Here is a 17,378-nt window from a genome sequence, read left to right on the forward strand (position 1 = left end):
CTTATTACTCCTGATTCGCTGCAAATGCCTGGCGGTGTAAAATACTTGAAAACTCCTCCATAAAAGTGGCGTAAGTATGTTCAAGTTTAGTTACTTTATTAGTAAGGCTATTATAAAACATCACTGCAGGAATCGCAGCGAAAAGACCCATCGCGGTCGCAACCAATGCTTCAGCAATACCTGGTGCAACCATCGCTAATGTTGCTTGTTTTACAGCACCAAGTGCAATAAATGCCGTCATAATGCCCCATACTGTACCAAAAAGACCGATGTAAGGGCTGATAGAACCAACAGTCGCAAGAAACGGTAAGTTAGTTTCTAGTTCATCAACTTCTTTTGATAATGAAACCCGCATAGCACGTCCAGTACCTTCCATTACCGCTTCAGGTACACTGCCATTACTACGATGTAAACGTGCAAACTCTTTAAAACCTGAATAGAAAATCCGCTCAGAACCTGAGAGATCATCTTTACGTTCTTGAACTTCTTGATAAAGCTGTGAAAGATCAATACCAGACCAGAATCTGTCTTCAAATTGACTGGCGTTACGTTCAGCACGGTTTAAAACTTGTGAGCGCTTAATGATCATTGCCCAAGAAGCAATCGACATTCCAAGTAAAATAAGCATAACCAGTTTTACCAACAAACTTGCTTGTAAAAAAAGGTCTAAAATGGTTAGTTCTGAGTTCACCTAATTTATCTCCGGCTTTAATTGTGCAGGTAATGCGATGGGTTTCATGATAGTTGGATTAACGCAGGCAATTTTCACTATAGCGCGGCAAAATACCACATTATGATCATCAACCAATTCTTGGTTAAATTCTATTGATGCGCGACGTACATTTTGAATGGTTGTATTAACAATAAGTTGATCATCTAGCTTTGCTCCACGAATAAAATCAATATTCATACTACGTACAACAAAACTCATATTATCCGCAAATAATTGTTGTTGGTTTAAGCCAATATAACGCAATAATTCGGTTCGAGCTCGCTCAAAAAACTTTAAGTAATTAGCGTGATATACCACCCCGCCTACATCAGTATCTTCATAATAAATGGTAATTGGCCATTTAAAAATATCTTGTTCTTTCATTTAGTATCCATAACCACCATGTCTCCACGATGCTAACAATCACGCTTAATACTACTATACCCTAAGTCATCAACAGATAGTTACCATGACACTAATAGATAAGTGCATTTAACTAAAAAATGAAATTTGTCCGTAAGTTCTGACAATCAAATTACAATTCTGTTCAGTTATCATGCAGCAAAAAAATTGCTCATGATCACGGTAATTTCATCCCATAAAAAAAGCCTGCTTCCATTATGGTAACAGGCTTTTTTATGACTACAGGTTAAACGTTATAAGAAGCGTAACCCGAGAATATACAGCAATATAGGCAGTGCGATATAAGGTGTAAATAACACCTGAAAATACCACCGATGAGGAACAAAACCCATACCAAATACTATCGCACTACAGGTTGCCCAAATCATCAGCGGCGCTAGTCCTACACTAAATCCACCAATATCTTTGGCAAATTGTTGAGGCTCCCACATTAATAGCCCTGTAATAGTCAATGCTATTACTACTGCTAATAATTTAAGAGGCAACACATTCAATGGTGCATGAAGTAGCTTAACCGCACGATCTATCTTACTCACTGTCTTTATCCATATTTTCAGTCGTTTCAAGCCATAACGCATTGACAATACCGAATGAACAAGCCAGTAAAACACCTAGAATCCAAGCGAAATACCACATAGTTCGTCTACTCCTTAGTACAGTGAAGTCTTGTTGTCTTCGATATATTTAGTATCAAGACGACCAAACATTTTGTAGTAACACCATGAGGTGTACACCAAGATTACAGGTACCATAACAAATGCTACCACGGTCATAATCTTCAATGTGTATTCAGATGATGTTGCATCCCAAATAGTCAAACTTACATTAGGATCTAAGCTTGAAGGCATAATAAATGGGAATGTTGCAAAACCAAATGTTAATACCACACCAACAACCGTTAAGCTTGAGAACAAGAACGCAAAACCTGCACGTTCAGCACGTGAGCATAATGCTGTTAGTAATGGCATCGCCACTGCAAGTATTGGTGCAATCCACAATACTGGGTAGTTATGGTAATTAATAAACAACGCACCCACTTGACGAACAACATCTTTCGTTAATGGATCTGAGGCTACATTTGGCAATACTTGCGATGTAATCACATAACCGTTAATACCTTGAGAGACAAAACCCGCAATAATAAATACAACGGCCATCAATATTGCTGAAATTGCAGCAACATTACGGGCACGAGTATGAATAGCATCGGTTGTTTTCATCTGTAGGAATGTTGCGCCTTGGGTAATAACCATTAATACGCTAACAACACCACAAAGTAATGCAAACGGATTCAATAAACCAAAGAATGAGCCAGTATACGTCGTCATCATAAATTCGTTTATTTCAAACGGTACGCCTTGCATAAGGTTACCAAAAGCAACACCAAAAATAAGCGGTGGAACAAAGCTACCAACGAAGATTGCTTTATCCCATAAACCACGCCATTTTGGATCAGTTAGCTTAGAACGATAATCGAAACCTAATGGACGTAACCATAGTGACGCTAACGTTATAATCATTGCCACATAAAAACCAGAGAATACCGTTGCGTAAACTAATGGCCATGCCGCAAATAACGCACCACCAGCGGTGATCAACCAAACTTGGTTACCATCCCAGTGTGGTGCAATTGAGTTAATCATTACACGACGTTCGCCATCTGTCTTACCAATAATTGGAGACAGCATACCTACGCCCATATCAAAACCATCTGTGATTGCAAAACCGATGCACAACACACCAATTAGTACCCACCAAATGATTCGCAAGCTTTCATAATCAAACATTATTCTGTTTCTCCCTGCTTACACTTCAACCTGACGTGAAACCACATCTTGTGCTGTATCTTTTTGCTCAAAATGATAACGGCCTGTCTTCAAGCTACTTGGACCTAAACGTGCAAACTTAAGCATCAAGTACACTTCAGCAATCAAGAACAAAGTATAAAGTCCGATAATTGCAGCTAACGAGAACCATAATTGTGAGGGTTCAAGGTTGGATGCAGCCATATGTACAGGCAGTATTTCACCAACAGCCCATGGTTGACGACCATATTCGGCAACAAACCAACCTGCTTCAATCGCAATCCACGGTAATGGCATACCAATCAATGCGGCTTTAAGTACCCACTTATTACCCGTGATTTTATGACGGCAAGACTGTACAAATGCAGCACCAATAATGGCAAACATTAAGAAGCCGGCACCCACCATAATACGGAAGCTAAAGAATAGCGGCCATACACGTGGAATTGAGTCATCAACGGCTTTTTGAATTTGCTCTGGTGTCGCATCAACAACTTTATCAGTATAAGGCTTCAACAATAGGCCATAACCTAAGTCGCCTTTGACTTCATTGAATGCTGCAACATTTGCTGGTGTTCTTTTACCTTCACGCAATTTTTCAAGCAAACCGTATGCAACCATACCATTACGGATACGTACTGCATGCTGTTTTTTCAGATCGCGAATACCTAATACTTGAGTATCAAGCGAACGTGTAGCGATAATACCCATTAAGTATGGGATCTTGATCGCGTACTCTGTTTCCATCGTATCTTGATTAGGGAAACCAAAAGCGGTAAAGGCTGCAGGAGCAGGTTCGGTATGCCACTCAGCTTCAATTGCTGCTAATTTTGTTTTTTGGACATCACCTAGTTCATAACCAGATTCATCACCCAAAATCATTACTGAAACGATTGATGCAAGACCAAAAGCAGCAGCGATTGCAAATGAACGACGAGCAAAGGCAATATCACGCCCTCTTAGCATGTAGTATGAACTTACGCCAAGAATAAACATCGCACCACAAACATAACCAGATGCAACTGTGTGAACAAATTTAACCTGAGCAACAGGGTTAAAGATAACTTCAGAGAAGCTCACCATTTCCATACGCATGGTTTCATAATTGAAATCCGCGCCTACAGGGTTTTGCATCCAGCCATTGGCAATTAAGATCCACAATGCAGAGAAGTTAGAAGCTAATGCAACAAACCACGTCACTGTAAGGTGTTGACGTTTTGATAGACGATCCCAGCCAAAAAAGAACATACCGACTAAAGTGGATTCAAGGAAAAACGCCATCAGTGCTTCGATTGCTAACGGCGCACCGAAAATATCACCAACATAATGAGAATAATAAGCCCAGTTTGTACCAAACTGGAATTCCATGGATAGGCCAGTTGCCACACCCAGTGCAAAGTTAATCGCGAAAAGCTTACCCCAGAACTTTGTCATGTCCTTGTAGATTTGCTTGCCTGTCATAACATAAACTGATTCCATGATGGCAAGTAAAAAAGCCATACCTAGAGTCAGGGGAACGAACAAAAAGTGATACATCGCTGTAAAAGCGAACTGTAACCGCGATAGTTCGACGACATCAGTTAACATTGATAACTCCTTTTTTCACCAGCTGACTGGTGAAGTACTACACAGTGTACCGATTATTGGGTTTAGCCAATCGTAGATAACAAACCGCAATATTAGTGATCTTCCTGATCGCATTTACCATGATGATAATGGCGTCCATCCTATTGTTGCGGTTTTGTACCAAAAATATTGTTTTACTGTTATTCTACAGCTAATAAATTCCAGGCTAATATTACAGATATCAGCAATAATCTTCAAAGTATTTATTAATAGTTTTGCTTTGATATTTATCAAACAAAATACCACCGCAAGACATCGACAACACCAAACATGATCCATATCAATAAATATTGCACTTTTTAGCGTTGAATTAAAATTTACTCTGTTTCTATTTTTAATATCTGTCTTTAATATTGATACATTACAATATAACCCATTCTCATTTATTCATAATAAAACGATAAACAACTCGCTATCTTTTCACTTCGCTATGATTAAAAATCATTATTAAACAATCAATTACATAATTCCGTCTGTGAATAATTATATACCTATAAAGAATAACAAAACAGCAGCTATGATAATAACATTCAGATCAAGCGCTAGCCCAAAAAACACACGAAATCATTATAAAACAAACAGTTAATGTCTAATTAGCTACTATTTATTAATCTAATCTTCCCTGCCGATCATTTTGTATTAAATAGATTTTGATTATGAGTGAATATTTTAGAAAAAAATACCGCACTAATGTAATGACACCTATTAAATTTAGATAAGGTTTAGATAGAAATCCATGTTTTTATGCTTATTCCCAATGATCAAACCGTTGCTAAATAGTAATCAATGTTATTTTTAATAACATTATCATTCCTAAATATTTATTTTTTTACCCATTACTAAAATAAAGATATAAAAAAACGAGACTATTATTATCTCGTTTCTTATTTCTTTATTTTTCTTTAATTGTTATTTTGTTTTTGGTAGATCAAGTCCAAAATGCAAATAAGCACGTTGCGTCGCAATACGGCCACGGGGGGTGCGCTGTAAAAAACCTTGTTGAATTAAATAAGGTTCAAGTACATCTTCAATGGTATCTTTTTCTTCACCAATTGCCGCCGCAAGGTTATCCAGCCCTACGGGTCCGCCCATAAACTTATCAATAATTGCCATCAATAATTTACGGTCCATATAATCAAAACCACTACTGTCAACATCAAGCATATCAAGCGCTTTATTGGCGATCTCTGGGCAAATATGACCATTACTTTTCACTTCGGCATAATCTCTTACACGACGTAATAATCGGTTTGCGATACGAGGAGTACCACGGGCACGCATTGCCATTTCCATCGCACCGTCTTCTTCAAGAGATAAACCAAGATAATTAGCACTACGGCATACGATGTCTTTGAGATCGTCAACTTTGTAATATTCTAATCGTTGCGTAATACCAAAACGATCTCGCAATGGTGACGTTAATGATCCCGCACGTGTCGTCGCACCAATTAACGTAAAAGGCGGCAAATCAATTTTAATCGAACGCGCAGCTGGACCTTCACCAATCATGATATCTAATTGGTAATCTTCCATTGCGGGATACAGTATTTCTTCAACTTGTGGACTTAAACGATGGATTTCGTCAATGAATAACACATCGTTTTCTTCTAGATTAGTCAGTAGTGCAGCCAAATCACCCGCTTTTTCAAGCACCGGTCCAGACGTTGTACGAATACTTACCCCCATTTCATTAGCAACAATATTCGCTAATGTGGTTTTACCTAAACCTGGTGGGCCAAAAATCAATAAATGATCTAACGCTTCATTACGCAATCTCGCCGCTTGAATAAAGATTTCCATTTGATCACGAACGTGATCTTGACCTTGATAATCGTTGAGTAACTTTGGACGAATAGCGCGATCAATAATCTCATCTTCGCGAGGTGTCTCAAAATTACTAGAAACCAGTCTATCGGCTTCAATCATAATAAATACCTATTACAGAATGTGTGATCACACCATTGAACGTAGCGCATCACGAATAATCGCTTCGCTGGTCATATCAGGCTTAGCAACTTGTGCCACAACTTTTGCGGCTACTTGTGGTTTATAACCTAAGGCAACTAATGCACTCACCGCTTCATCTTCAGCACGCGCTTGATTTGCAGGATATTGAATGTCAGCATTAGATGCAGCAGTGTCGAGTGCCGCAGTGAATAAATCACCCTCACCCCAGCCTTTAAGACGATCTTTCATCTCAACCACTAATCGTTCTGCGGTTTTCTTACCTACACCTGGAATTTTAACCAGTGTCGTAACGTCTTCTAATTCTACGCTACGAACAAATTGGCTTGCGGTCATTGCTGATAAAATTGCTAGTCCTAATTTAGGTCCGACGCCATTTGCTTTAATGACTTCACGGAACAATTCACGCTCATTTTTTTTATTAAAGCCATACAATAATTGGGCATCTTCACGCACGACAAAGTGAGTAAATATAATAGCTTCTTGACCTAACTCAGGTAACTCATAGAAACAGCTCATTGGCATAGCAACTTCATAACCAATGCCGCCCACTTCAAGGAGTACTTCTGGTGGCTGTTTTTCAATCACAATTCCGCGTAGTCGGCCAATCACAACATCATCTCTATAATAGGAAGTAAACTGGCACTAGAATAGTAAACTACTGGATCAATATCCAGCCCTTTATGCCTATCACCTTCAATAAAAAAAGCAGCCATCGCTGCTTTTATATAATAACAATAAGGCTTATTACGCGATAAATTAACGGTAACGACCACGACGAACACTGGTCGCTTTACCCGCCATCGCCATTAAGGTTTTGTTTGTATGTGCATGACAAATAGCAATCGCTAAGGCATCGGCAGCATCGGCTTGTGGTTTTCCTTCCAGCTTTAATACTGAGCACACCATATGCTGTACTTGCACTTTATCCGCACCACCATTACCGACGACAGCTTGCTTAATTAAACGAGCCGCATATTCACTCACAGGTAAGTCCGCGTTCACCGCTGCGACAATAGCACAACCACGAGCTTGTCCGAGCTTGATCGCAGAACTGGCGTTTTTTCCCATAAACACTTCTTCAATCGCAAAACAGTCGGGTTGAAATTGAGTAATAACCTCAGAAACCCCTGCATAAATCTGTTTTAAACGACCGGGAATATCTGGGCATGATGTACGAATACACCCACTACCTAAATATTCTAGTTTACGACCAACTTGTCGAATAACCCCGTACCCCGTAATACGCGAACCCGGGTCAATACCTAAAATGATAGACATGAATCCAATATTACCACTTGGTTAATATATCAATTTTCTGTTATGGCGAATTATATTCCAACCACTTTCAACATCGACATTGATATAAACATAAAAATAAGCCGACCACTTATTGCTAAGGGTCGGCCTGTTATTCGCTATTGTTAATAAAGATTAATAATAGTGAATATCGTCAAGTCAGTTGATTTAACAACCTAACTTATTCTTTATCTATTTTCTTCTTTGCAATCTTAACGGCAATTGAAAGTTCTTCCAATGACGCTGGGTTTGCTAAACTTGGCGCATCTGTCAATAGACATGCTGCTGCTGTTGTTTTAGGGAATGCAATAACATCACGAATGTTATCAGTACCACAAAGTAGCATTACCAAACGGTCAAGACCAAATGCAAGGCCTGCGTGTGGTGGTGTACCAAACTTCAATGCATCAAGTAGGAAGCCAAACTTCAAACGTTGCTCTTCAGTTGAGATACCTAAAATATCAAACACTGTTGATTGCATTTTAGAATTATGAATACGTACAGAACCGCCGCCGACTTCATAACCATTAATAACCATATCGTACGCATTTGATAGCGCATCAGCAGGGTTAGCAGCTAACTCTTCTGGTGTTAAGTTTAATGGTGAAGTAAATGGGTGGTGCATTGCAGACAATGAACCATCTTCGTTCTCTTCAAACATTGGGAAATCAACAACCCAAAGTGGTTTCCAAGCTGACTTATCCGTTAGCTCAAGATCTTCACCAACTTTAAGACGTAATGCACCCATTGCTTCAGTTACAACACGCTTACTATCCGCACCAAAGAAAATGATATCACCAGATTCAGCTTGAGTACGCTCAAGTAAAGTCGTCACAATTTCTTCGTTTAGGAACTTAGCCACTGGAGATTGAACGCCTTCAATGCCAGCAGCACGATCGTTCACTTTCATCCATGCTAAGCCTTTAGCACCATAAATACCTACAAACTTAGTGTATTCATCAATTTGCTTACGGCTTAATGATGCGCCACCAGGTACACGCACAACAGCAACACGACCTTTTGGATCATTTGCAGGAGCAGAGAATACTTGGAACTCAACATCTTTAAGAATATCCGCAACATCCACTAACTCTAGAGGGTTACGTAGATCGGGCTTATCCGAGCCGAAACGACGAGCTGCTTCTTGAAATGACATTACAGGGAATGTGCCTAGATCTACATTAAGTAGTTCTTGCCACATTTCAGTGATCATTTTTTCAGTCACTGCACGTACTTGGTCAGCTGACATGAATGATGTTTCGATATCGATTTGAGTAAATTCAGGCTGACGATCAGCACGTAAATCTTCATCACGGAAACATTTAACGATTTGGTAGTAACGGTCAAAACCAGACATCATCAACAATTGCTTAAACAGCTGTGGTGATTGTGGTAATGCGTAGAATTTACCTTTATGTACACGACTTGGTACTAAGTAGTCACGTGCACCTTCTGGTGTCGCTTTTGTTAGTACTGGTGTTTCAATGTCTAAGAATGCATTGTCATCAAGGAAACGACGAACAAAGCTTGATGCTTTCGCACGTAGCTTGATACGATCACTCATTTCTGGACGACGAAGATCTAAATAACGGTATTTTAGACGTTGCTCTTCTGAGTTCTTTTGATTGAAATCAAGAGGTAACGCTTCTGAACGGTTGATGATCTCAAGGCCAGTTGCAAAAATCTCAACTTCACCAGTCGCCATGTCTTTATTACATTGGCTTTCAGGACGCTCACGTACTTCACCGCTTAAACGGATACAAAATTCGTTACGTAATTGGTTTGCTAGTGTGAAGATCTCAGTCATATCAGGATCAATAACAACTTGAACCACACCTTCGCGATCACGCATATCAATAAAGATAAGACCGCCCAAATCACGACGACGGTTAACCCAACCGCATAAATCTACTTTTTGTCCTGCAAAGGACTTATTTAGGTGTCCACAATAATGGGTGCGCATAAGAAATTCCCAATCTATATATTTATTTAGCATGCTTGTATTTGTGTCACAGATCACTGCCAACTCAAATACAACTGGTTCAATCCTGACTGCTTGCTGTCTAATTTACGCATAAAATTGGATAGCAAGCCAACCAAGAGGAAAAATAACACGTTATTATACCCAAACAGCCCCAGTTTGCGAAGTTAACCGCACGTTTATTCACATGATCTGCAATCAATCAGAAATGGAACCATAATTAACAGTTTTTTCACGCCTGATAATTTACACTTTTCTCAAATGAACACTTTAAAGTTGCAAAGTATCTATCTCAATATCATTGGAGATATTCATAACAACGACTACTTCTGGCAATGATTTGCCTATTCGATTAGGTTTAACGCAATGATCACACAACCATTAGGTCAACAATTTATATAATGCAGGGTGTAAAAATAGCGATCGACTTGCCCATGATGCAGACGTATTTAGCACGATAAAAGATAACACCATTTTTTATGCCATCGCTCCTGCCGATAACCCCTTATTTGCTTTACTGGCCCCTCGATAATAGTTATAACAGTGGCTCTACCCCATTGAGCAAAACCTCAACACCAACAACAAAATCAACAAATAACACGGTTATGATAAAGAGTGTAATAACAATTATTAAAGACAAATGATGCTATTTTCTCTACAATACGCGACCTTTCAAAGGTGATGGATCACCTGATAGTCGCTATTTAATCCAAGCAACTATCACAGTCCCTGTAGGATACTTGTTCTTTATATATGATGAGGTTCGTGATAATGGCAAGCCACGATAATATTTTTGCTACGCCAATTGCAAAACTGGGTGATTTTACGTTTGATGAACGTGTTGCTGAAGTTTTTCCAGATATGATTCAACGCTCGGTGCCGGGTTATAGCAATATCATCTCTGCTATTGGCATGCTCGCTGAACGTTTTGCTAAGTCGCATTCGAAAGTATACGATCTTGGTTGTTCACTTGGCGCTGCCACTTTATCGATGCGTCGTCATATTGATCAGGAAGGCTGTGAGATTATCGCGATTGATAATTCAGCAGCAATGGTTGAACGTTGCCGTTTATTGGTGAATGCCTACCGTTCTGAAACACCAGTGCAAGTCATTGAAGCAGATATTCGTCACGTTGAGATTCAAGACGCTTCTGTTGTCGTGCTTAACTTTACGCTCCAATTTCTATCTCCCGATGATCGTCTCTCATTACTAGAGAAAATCTATGCTGGCCTGCGCCCAGGTGGCATATTAATCTTATCGGAAAAATATATTTTTGATGATGAACGTGCAAATGAGTTGCTAATCGATCTTCATCACGACTTTAAACGAGCCAATGGTTATAGCGAATTAGAAATTAGTCAAAAACGCAATGCGATTGAAAATGTGATGCGTCCTGACAGTATTGAAACCCATAAAAAACGTTTCAATGAAATTGGTTTTTCTAGCTCTGAAGTATGGTTTCAATGCTTCAATTTTGGCTCAATGTTTGCGATTAAATAAGGTTTACAGTTTCAATATGTTTAGTTTTTCTGCTTTTTATCAGCTTCTCGCTCAACATGAGACTTTACGTCCATGGTTAAATACTTTGCCGCAACAATTAAGTGATTGGGAGCAGCAAGAGCATGGAGATATGGCGCGTTGGGTACGTGCTCTACAAAAATTCCCTACCGATAAACCTGATATTATTGATCTCAAAAATGCAGTCAGTGTACGTAATGAAGTGCCGATTGCTGATGGAGAAAAAAAACGTTTAGAGAGTCTTTTACGTTTACTTCATCCATGGCGTAAAGGCCCTTTCAATATGCATGATATTCATATTGATACTGAATGGCGGTCTGACTGGAAATGGGATCGTGTATTACCACACATAACACCATTGACTGGTCGCAGCGTATTAGATGTCGGTTGTGGTAATGGCTACCATATGTGGCGCATGCTGGGTGAAGGGGCAAAATTAACCGTAGGTATCGACCCATCAAGCTTATTCTTAATTCAATTTGAAGCGATTAAACGCTTAATGGGACAAGACGATCGCGCCTATTTATTACCGTTAGGCATTGAACAGTTACCCGAGTTAAAAGCGTTTGATACTGTATTCAGTATGGGGGTGTTATATCACCGCCGTTCACCATTAGATCATATTCTGCAATTAAAAAACCAATTACGAGCCGGTGGCGAAGTCATTTTAGAAACTCTGGTCATTGATGGCGATGAAAATACGGTATTAGTGCCAACTCATCGCTATGCTCAAATGCATAATGTTTATTTTTTCCCGTCAGCTAAAGCATTAAAAGTGTGGATGGAAAAATGTGGCTTTATTGATGTCCGTATTGTTGATGAGAACACCACGACAACTGACGAACAACGATCAACCAATTGGATGACGAATAATTCCTTACCAGAATATTTAAATCAAGAAGATAGCTCAAAAACGATAGAAGGTTATCCAGCCCCAAGACGCGCAATCTTAGTCGGTAGGAATCCTGACTAACGACTGACAAAGGGATGCTGTTCGCATCCTTTTTTTGATGTAAACTAATGTTGTTATTATAAAAACAGACGCACATAGGAGATATGATGCTTCGTCTTAGCGTATCAGTAATTGCACTAGCGATACTTTCAGGATGTACCTCAAACGCAACGCTAGAGAAAAACCACCAACAAACTTTAGCTGCTATCAATAATGTTTCTACGCACGTTGATACTAAAATCAATGACGTTTCTACACATATTGAAAAGCAACAACAATATATAGGTCAACTTGAAAGAAAATTAACATCTATCTCAAAAGATATAAAATTTCTTAAGCACAAGAGCCTAACTCAACCTAAAGTCATTATTGAAAAACAAATTATTCGAATTCCCGTAGAACAGCCAGCGACTGACTCTAAAATCGCGAATGGTAAAGTGATTTTAGGACAAGAAGAATGGGTTTGGATTGATTCTGTTAAGAGCCATTTTAAAGCACGGGTCGATACGGGTGCGACAACATCATCACTCAATGCCGTTGATGTACAAACCTTTGAACGCGATGGTAAAGAATGGGTACGTTTTAATTTAAGTCATGACTCTGCAATTGATACACCAACAGAAATTGCAGCGAATAACAAAGCAAAACCAGAAACCATTGAAGCACCGATTTTCCGTTGGGTACGTATTCGTCAGTCAACCTCAGAAGATGCGGTTCGCCGCCCAGTAATCGAAGCATGGATTACGTTAGGTAGCTTGCATGAAAAGACCCAGTTTACGCTAGCAGATAGAACAAAAATGGACTTCCCTGTTTTACTTGGACGTGAATTCTTTAAAGATATTGCGCTAGTTGACGTAGGTAAGCAATTTGTACAAGGACAGACTGAGCCAAAGCCAGTCCAAGTTAACAAATAAATAAAGAGGCTGTCATGACGTCTAGAATACCCTTTTATATACTTATCTCCCTGCTGATAATTTCAGGTATTGGATTAAGCGTATATCGCCATGATGTCTATGGCGTGCCATGGACACCAGGAAAAGAACGCGCTGTTTGGGAAGTAGAAGCACGAGTACAATTTGACGCTATTGGCGACCCAGTACAAGTAAAAATGTCGGCACCGGGCACACAGCAAGGCTTTACACTGATCGATGAAAGTACATCATCACCCCCAAATTATTCAGTAGTGATCCACAATACTAAAGATGGTCGTGAAGCCGATTGGGCAACACGTACCGCGATTGGTAAACAAGTGTTGTATTACAAAACCCAATTATTGGTTGATGAGCATGCTAAATATAAACCTGTGCCACCAAAAGGTGAACCGGATGAAGTTAGCTTAAGTAATCCACAACAAACAGCTGCAACAGCATTGTTAACCCAAGCGCGTAATTTATCCGCTAATGATGTGACATTAGCGCGCGAGTTAATTCGTGAGTTACATGATAAACAGAATCAAAATGCCGCAGTGTTACTTGATACAATGTCACCCGCTGATGTAGTTACTAGCCTATTATCACTTGAAGGCATTAATTCTCGCATTGTCAGTGGGTTAACACTTGAAGATGGTCGTCGTCGTCAAAGCGTATCACCAATGGTTGAAGTGTGGGATAAGCAACAGACAAACTGGCAGCTATTTAATCTCACCACTGGCGAGCAAGGCAAACCTAAAAATGTAATGATTTGGAACCAACAAGGTAATGCATTACTGGATGTTGTTGGTGGCCGTAACTCAAATATCAGTTTCTCTATTATTGCCCAAGACATTACGCCACAACGTGCAACTCAAGAAAAAATTAAAGTTGAAGATCTATTAAACTTCTCAATTCATAGTTTGCCTCTTGAAGAACAAGCAATGTTTAAAACCATCATGCTTGTGCCTATTGGCGCATTAATTGTGGTGTTTTTACGTATCATTATCGGGCTTAAAACATCAGGTACATTCATGCCAGTGTTAATCGCGGTTGCCTTTGTGCAAACCCAGCTATTAACCGGTATTGTTGGTTTCCTATTGATCGTGGGTACCGGTTTAATCATTCGAAGTTATCTGTCGAAACTCAACCTACTTCTGGTCGCCCGAATATCCGCGGTGATAATTACCGTAATATTGATCATTTCAATATTCACCGTGGTGGCATTTAAAATTGGCTTAATTGAAGGTCTAACAATTACCTTCTTCCCAATGATCATTTTGTCATGGACTATCGAGCGGATGTCGATTCTATGGGAAGAAGAAGGTGCAAAAGAAGTGTTTATTCAAGGTGGTGGTTCGCTATTAACATCAGTGTTAATTTACCTTGCAATGACAACACCCATTGTACGTCACCTAACGTTTAACTTTATTGGTGTTCAATTTATTATCCTTGCGGTTATCTTAATTTTAGGTAACTACACCGGTTATCGCTTAAGTGAGCTACGTCGCTTTAAGCCATTAGTCGAGGATTAATCTATGTCGTTCTTTTCACAGTTTACCTCACCGAAAAAACTGCGTGATCGTGGCATAATGGGAATGAACAAACGTAACCATAGCTATATTGGTCGATATAATGATCGTAGTCGTTTTCCGCTTGTAGATGACAAACTAAAAACCAAGTTCATTGCTCAACAAGCGGGAGCAACCGTTCCTGATTTGATTGGTGTGATTGAGAGCCAAGCAACGGTTAAGCATATTCACCATATGGTTAAAAACTGGCCTGGGTTTGTAATAAAACCCGCTCAAGGCTCTGGTGGTAAAGGCATTTTGGTAATAGTGAAGCACAAAGATGGCATTTATGTTAAGCCATCAGGTGCTGAAATTAATCAACAAGATGTTGAACGTCATATTACCAATACCCTTGCCGGATTATTCTCGCTAGGGGGTAAAAATGATGTTGCGATGGTCGAAAACCTAATTCAATTTGATAATGTGTTTGATGGTTTTAGCTATGAAGGTGTGCCCGATGTACGCGTGATCGTATTTAAAGGTTATCCTGTGATGGCAATGATGCGCTGTTCAACGGCAGCTTCTGATGGTAAAGCAAACCTTCACCAAGGTGCAGTTGGTGTCGGTATTGATATTGCATCAGGTAAAGCGATTCGAGCGGTACAGTTTAACTTACCCGTTGAACGCCATCCTGACACTGATCGCTTATTAAGTGAGCTTGAAGTCCCTGAATGGAACAAGCTGCTGGTACTTGCTGCCAGTGCATGGGAAATGACCGGCTTAGGCTATATTGGAACAGATATGGTATTGGACAAAGAAAAAGGTCCAATGGTATTAGAGCTAAATGCTCGTCCCGGTTTAGCGATTCAAATTGCTAATGGTACTGGCTTGTTACCACGCTTACGTCATATTGAAGCAATGGGAGTAACCGCACATACACCGACGCCTGAAGAACGAGTGGCGTATTGTGCCCATCAATTTGGCGCTAAACCTGAGTTCTAAACGACTATCAATACAATAATATGATTAGCCCTGACATGCTCAGGGCTTTTTATTACCTAAAATAAATCATTAAAGTTACTATTCTTAATGTCGATAACTTAAGTATCTTATTTAACATAGCCAATTATTGATTACATGCAAACTCAATCACTGGATAATTTACAGCTTATTAATGAAATTCAACTCGGTACTCACCTTAACCATGCGGTTGAAGGTGGACGTCGTGCTGATTTTGCATTGATGTTAGCGTTATTGTCTACTGATCTGCATGAAAACATTCCTGTTGATACTACCCCAATAGAAACACTGTCATCACAACAACTGCGAGCTTATTTTGAGATTCCAGCACCACAGCCCCTCACATCAACACCATCATGTTATCAACGAGCAGCGGAACAAGCACAGGCCTTTCATCAAGCAAGTTTAACCAGCACCCGTCTATTGGCACAATTGCAACCAACCGCCCTTTCTTACCCACCCCAAAAAACCAAAGGTTTACCAGAAGACTTATTCCATAATCTATCTCTTCACGAACGTCGTAAATTACCACCTATCGAGCTAAAACCACTTCAAGCAACGCCACAAGATCTTTACTTAGCGTTAATTAAATCTAAACGCCAGAGTGAAATGAGTTGGGCTGCTTAAACCAATATTTGCAGTTGATCAAAGATAATATATATTATTTATGATGCAGAAATAATAACCCTATTTGTTCGTGACACCGCTCATAATTTCTTCTTTATTATTATTAGTTTGCACTATTTTTAACTAGTATTAAGGATAGTAATTGCCTTAGATATAACCACTACAAAATTAATACCAATAAGGCTTAAAATAAGACTATCTAAACATTAAGGCTGGGAATATATGCATATCGGACAATCAGTCGCTATTATCACCGATGCTGGTAATCCTATTGGTAAAGCAATAGCGCTTCATTTCGCATCATTAGGGGCTGCTTTAGCGCTAGTCGATAATAACGAAGTTGAATTAAAAAAAACCTTACGATCTTGTCAAAAAATAAGTGATTCGTCAGCTGCGTTCTACATAAAAAGCTACGATGAAACTAGTATTAAAACACTATTTCAACAAGTGAATAAAAGATTTGGATCAATCAATATATTATTGAATACTTGGACAGGCACAGAAATACCTAATCTATTATCACCAACATCAATCGTCGACTTTAACGATATAATGCAAAAGAGTGCTGCGAGCTTTTTTATCTTTGGAAAAGTAGCCGCTGAATTTATGCAGCATCAACCTCATCAAAGTGTCATTGTTAATCTGGCATTGAGCAATGAAAATCATCAACCACACACACCCACAACCAGTAAAACCGTTGTCAGTGGTTTAACTCAAAATTGGGCGAACGAACTTGCGAATTTAAATATTCGTGTCGGCGGTATTGTACCGATAAATCTACAGAATAAGCCTTGTGACCAACACGCGATTATTAATATCCCGATGCAAGACGAAATTGCGCGTAACGTCGAATACATTGTCCGTAATGATTCATTCAACGGACGAATGCTAGAGTCTGAAATTGGGGTTTAAACAGCTGTAAAATAATAAATTAATCAATCGGCTAAGATAAACACTTGGCCTTTTTTATGTTCAGAGGTTGCGAGGTTAATCACTTATCGATCGTGTAAATCCCCAAAAACAAAAAGCCC

Annotated in this window: 17 protein-coding genes; 7 read left to right on the forward strand and 10 right to left on the reverse strand. The window is 39.4% G+C overall.

Translation table 11 applies throughout. The annotated features are described in order from the left end of the window. Positions 1 to 4: 4 nt before the first annotated feature. From tolQ to aspS, 10 genes are all read right to left on the reverse strand, one after another. The gene (tolQ, locus tag CIK00_RS01295) at positions 5 to 691 is read right to left on the reverse strand and encodes a protein TolQ (protein WP_101767119.1); all 687 of its coding nucleotides are present in this window, start codon (positions 689 to 691) and stop codon (positions 5 to 7) included. Next, entirely contained in the window at positions 692 to 1,096 is a 405-nt protein-coding gene (ybgC, locus tag CIK00_RS01300; RefSeq protein ID WP_101767120.1) for a tol-pal system-associated acyl-CoA thioesterase, read from the reverse strand. 272 nt (positions 1,097 to 1,368) lie between these two features. Next, the gene (locus CIK00_RS01305; RefSeq protein WP_227990233.1) at positions 1,369 to 1,671 is read right to left on the reverse strand and encodes a cyd operon YbgE family protein; all 303 of its coding nucleotides are present in this window, start codon (positions 1,669 to 1,671) and stop codon (positions 1,369 to 1,371) included. Further along, positions 1,664 to 1,771 (reverse strand): cytochrome bd-I oxidase subunit CydX, encoded by a 108-nt coding sequence (cydX, locus tag CIK00_RS01310; RefSeq protein ID WP_036795409.1) that lies wholly within the window; start codon positions 1,769 to 1,771, stop codon positions 1,664 to 1,666. Before cydX ends, CIK00_RS01305 begins: the two co-directional genes overlap by 8 nt. A gap of 14 nt (positions 1,772 to 1,785) precedes the next feature. Next, positions 1,786 to 2,922 carry a cytochrome d ubiquinol oxidase subunit II gene (cydB, locus tag CIK00_RS01315; RefSeq protein WP_101767122.1) on the reverse strand — a complete coding sequence of 379 codons (1,137 nt, stop codon included), beginning with the start codon at positions 2,920 to 2,922 and terminating at the stop codon, positions 1,786 to 1,788. Between the two features lie 18 nt (positions 2,923 to 2,940). Continuing rightward, positions 2,941 to 4,527: a cytochrome ubiquinol oxidase subunit I gene (gene cydA / locus CIK00_RS01320; protein ID WP_101767123.1), complete on the reverse strand. Its 1,587-nt coding sequence runs from the start codon at positions 4,525 to 4,527 to the stop codon at positions 2,941 to 2,943. A gap of 948 nt (positions 4,528 to 5,475) precedes the next feature. Next, entirely contained in the window at positions 5,476 to 6,492 is a 1,017-nt protein-coding gene (gene ruvB / locus CIK00_RS01325) for a Holliday junction branch migration DNA helicase RuvB (RefSeq protein ID WP_101767124.1), read from the reverse strand. Between the two features lie 27 nt (positions 6,493 to 6,519). Beyond that, positions 6,520 to 7,143, reverse strand: coding sequence for a Holliday junction branch migration protein RuvA (ruvA, locus tag CIK00_RS01330; protein WP_101767125.1), 624 nt, complete (start codon positions 7,141 to 7,143; stop codon positions 6,520 to 6,522). Between the two features lie 147 nt (positions 7,144 to 7,290). Then, positions 7,291 to 7,812, reverse strand: a complete 522-nt coding sequence (ruvC, locus tag CIK00_RS01335) for a crossover junction endodeoxyribonuclease RuvC (RefSeq protein ID WP_045037304.1) — start codon at positions 7,810 to 7,812, stop codon at positions 7,291 to 7,293. Positions 7,813 to 8,011: 199 nt separating this feature from the next. Further along, complete coding sequence (aspS, locus tag CIK00_RS01340) at positions 8,012 to 9,793, reverse strand: aspartate--tRNA ligase (RefSeq protein ID WP_101767126.1); 1,782 nt, start codon at positions 9,791 to 9,793, stop codon at positions 8,012 to 8,014. 789 nt (positions 9,794 to 10,582) lie between these two features. Between aspS and cmoA the strand changes: the two genes are divergently transcribed. The 7 genes from cmoA (at position 10,583) to CIK00_RS01375 (ending at position 17,259) form a co-directional block, all read left to right on the forward strand. Beyond that, positions 10,583 to 11,311, forward strand: a complete 729-nt coding sequence (gene cmoA, locus CIK00_RS01345) for a carboxy-S-adenosyl-L-methionine synthase CmoA (protein WP_101767127.1) — start codon at positions 10,583 to 10,585, stop codon at positions 11,309 to 11,311. A gap of 16 nt (positions 11,312 to 11,327) precedes the next feature. Continuing rightward, entirely contained in the window at positions 11,328 to 12,302 is a 975-nt protein-coding gene (cmoB, locus tag CIK00_RS01350) for a tRNA 5-methoxyuridine(34)/uridine 5-oxyacetic acid(34) synthase CmoB (protein ID WP_101767128.1), read from the forward strand. An 86-nt stretch (positions 12,303 to 12,388) separates the two neighbouring features. After that, positions 12,389 to 13,195 carry an ATP-dependent zinc protease family protein gene (locus CIK00_RS01355; protein WP_101767129.1) on the forward strand — a complete coding sequence of 269 codons (807 nt, stop codon included), beginning with the start codon at positions 12,389 to 12,391 and terminating at the stop codon, positions 13,193 to 13,195. Positions 13,196 to 13,209: 14 nt separating this feature from the next. After that, the gene (locus CIK00_RS01360) at positions 13,210 to 14,724 is read left to right on the forward strand and encodes an inactive transglutaminase family protein (protein ID WP_101767130.1); all 1,515 of its coding nucleotides are present in this window, start codon (positions 13,210 to 13,212) and stop codon (positions 14,722 to 14,724) included. 3 nt (positions 14,725 to 14,727) lie between these two features. Beyond that, complete coding sequence (locus CIK00_RS01365; RefSeq protein WP_101767131.1) at positions 14,728 to 15,702, forward strand: alpha-L-glutamate ligase-like protein; 975 nt, start codon at positions 14,728 to 14,730, stop codon at positions 15,700 to 15,702. Between the two features lie 135 nt (positions 15,703 to 15,837). Next, positions 15,838 to 16,347, forward strand: a complete 510-nt coding sequence (locus tag CIK00_RS01370) for a VC2046/SO_2500 family protein (protein ID WP_101767132.1) — start codon at positions 15,838 to 15,840, stop codon at positions 16,345 to 16,347. Positions 16,348 to 16,569: 222 nt separating this feature from the next. After that, entirely contained in the window at positions 16,570 to 17,259 is a 690-nt protein-coding gene (locus CIK00_RS01375; RefSeq protein ID WP_101767133.1) for an SDR family oxidoreductase, read from the forward strand. The last annotated feature ends 119 nt before the right edge of the window (positions 17,260 to 17,378 follow it).

Origin of the sequence: Photobacterium carnosum, from assembly GCF_002849605.1 — a bacterium.
Taxonomy (GTDB): Bacteria; Pseudomonadota; Gammaproteobacteria; order Enterobacterales; family Vibrionaceae; genus Photobacterium; species Photobacterium carnosum.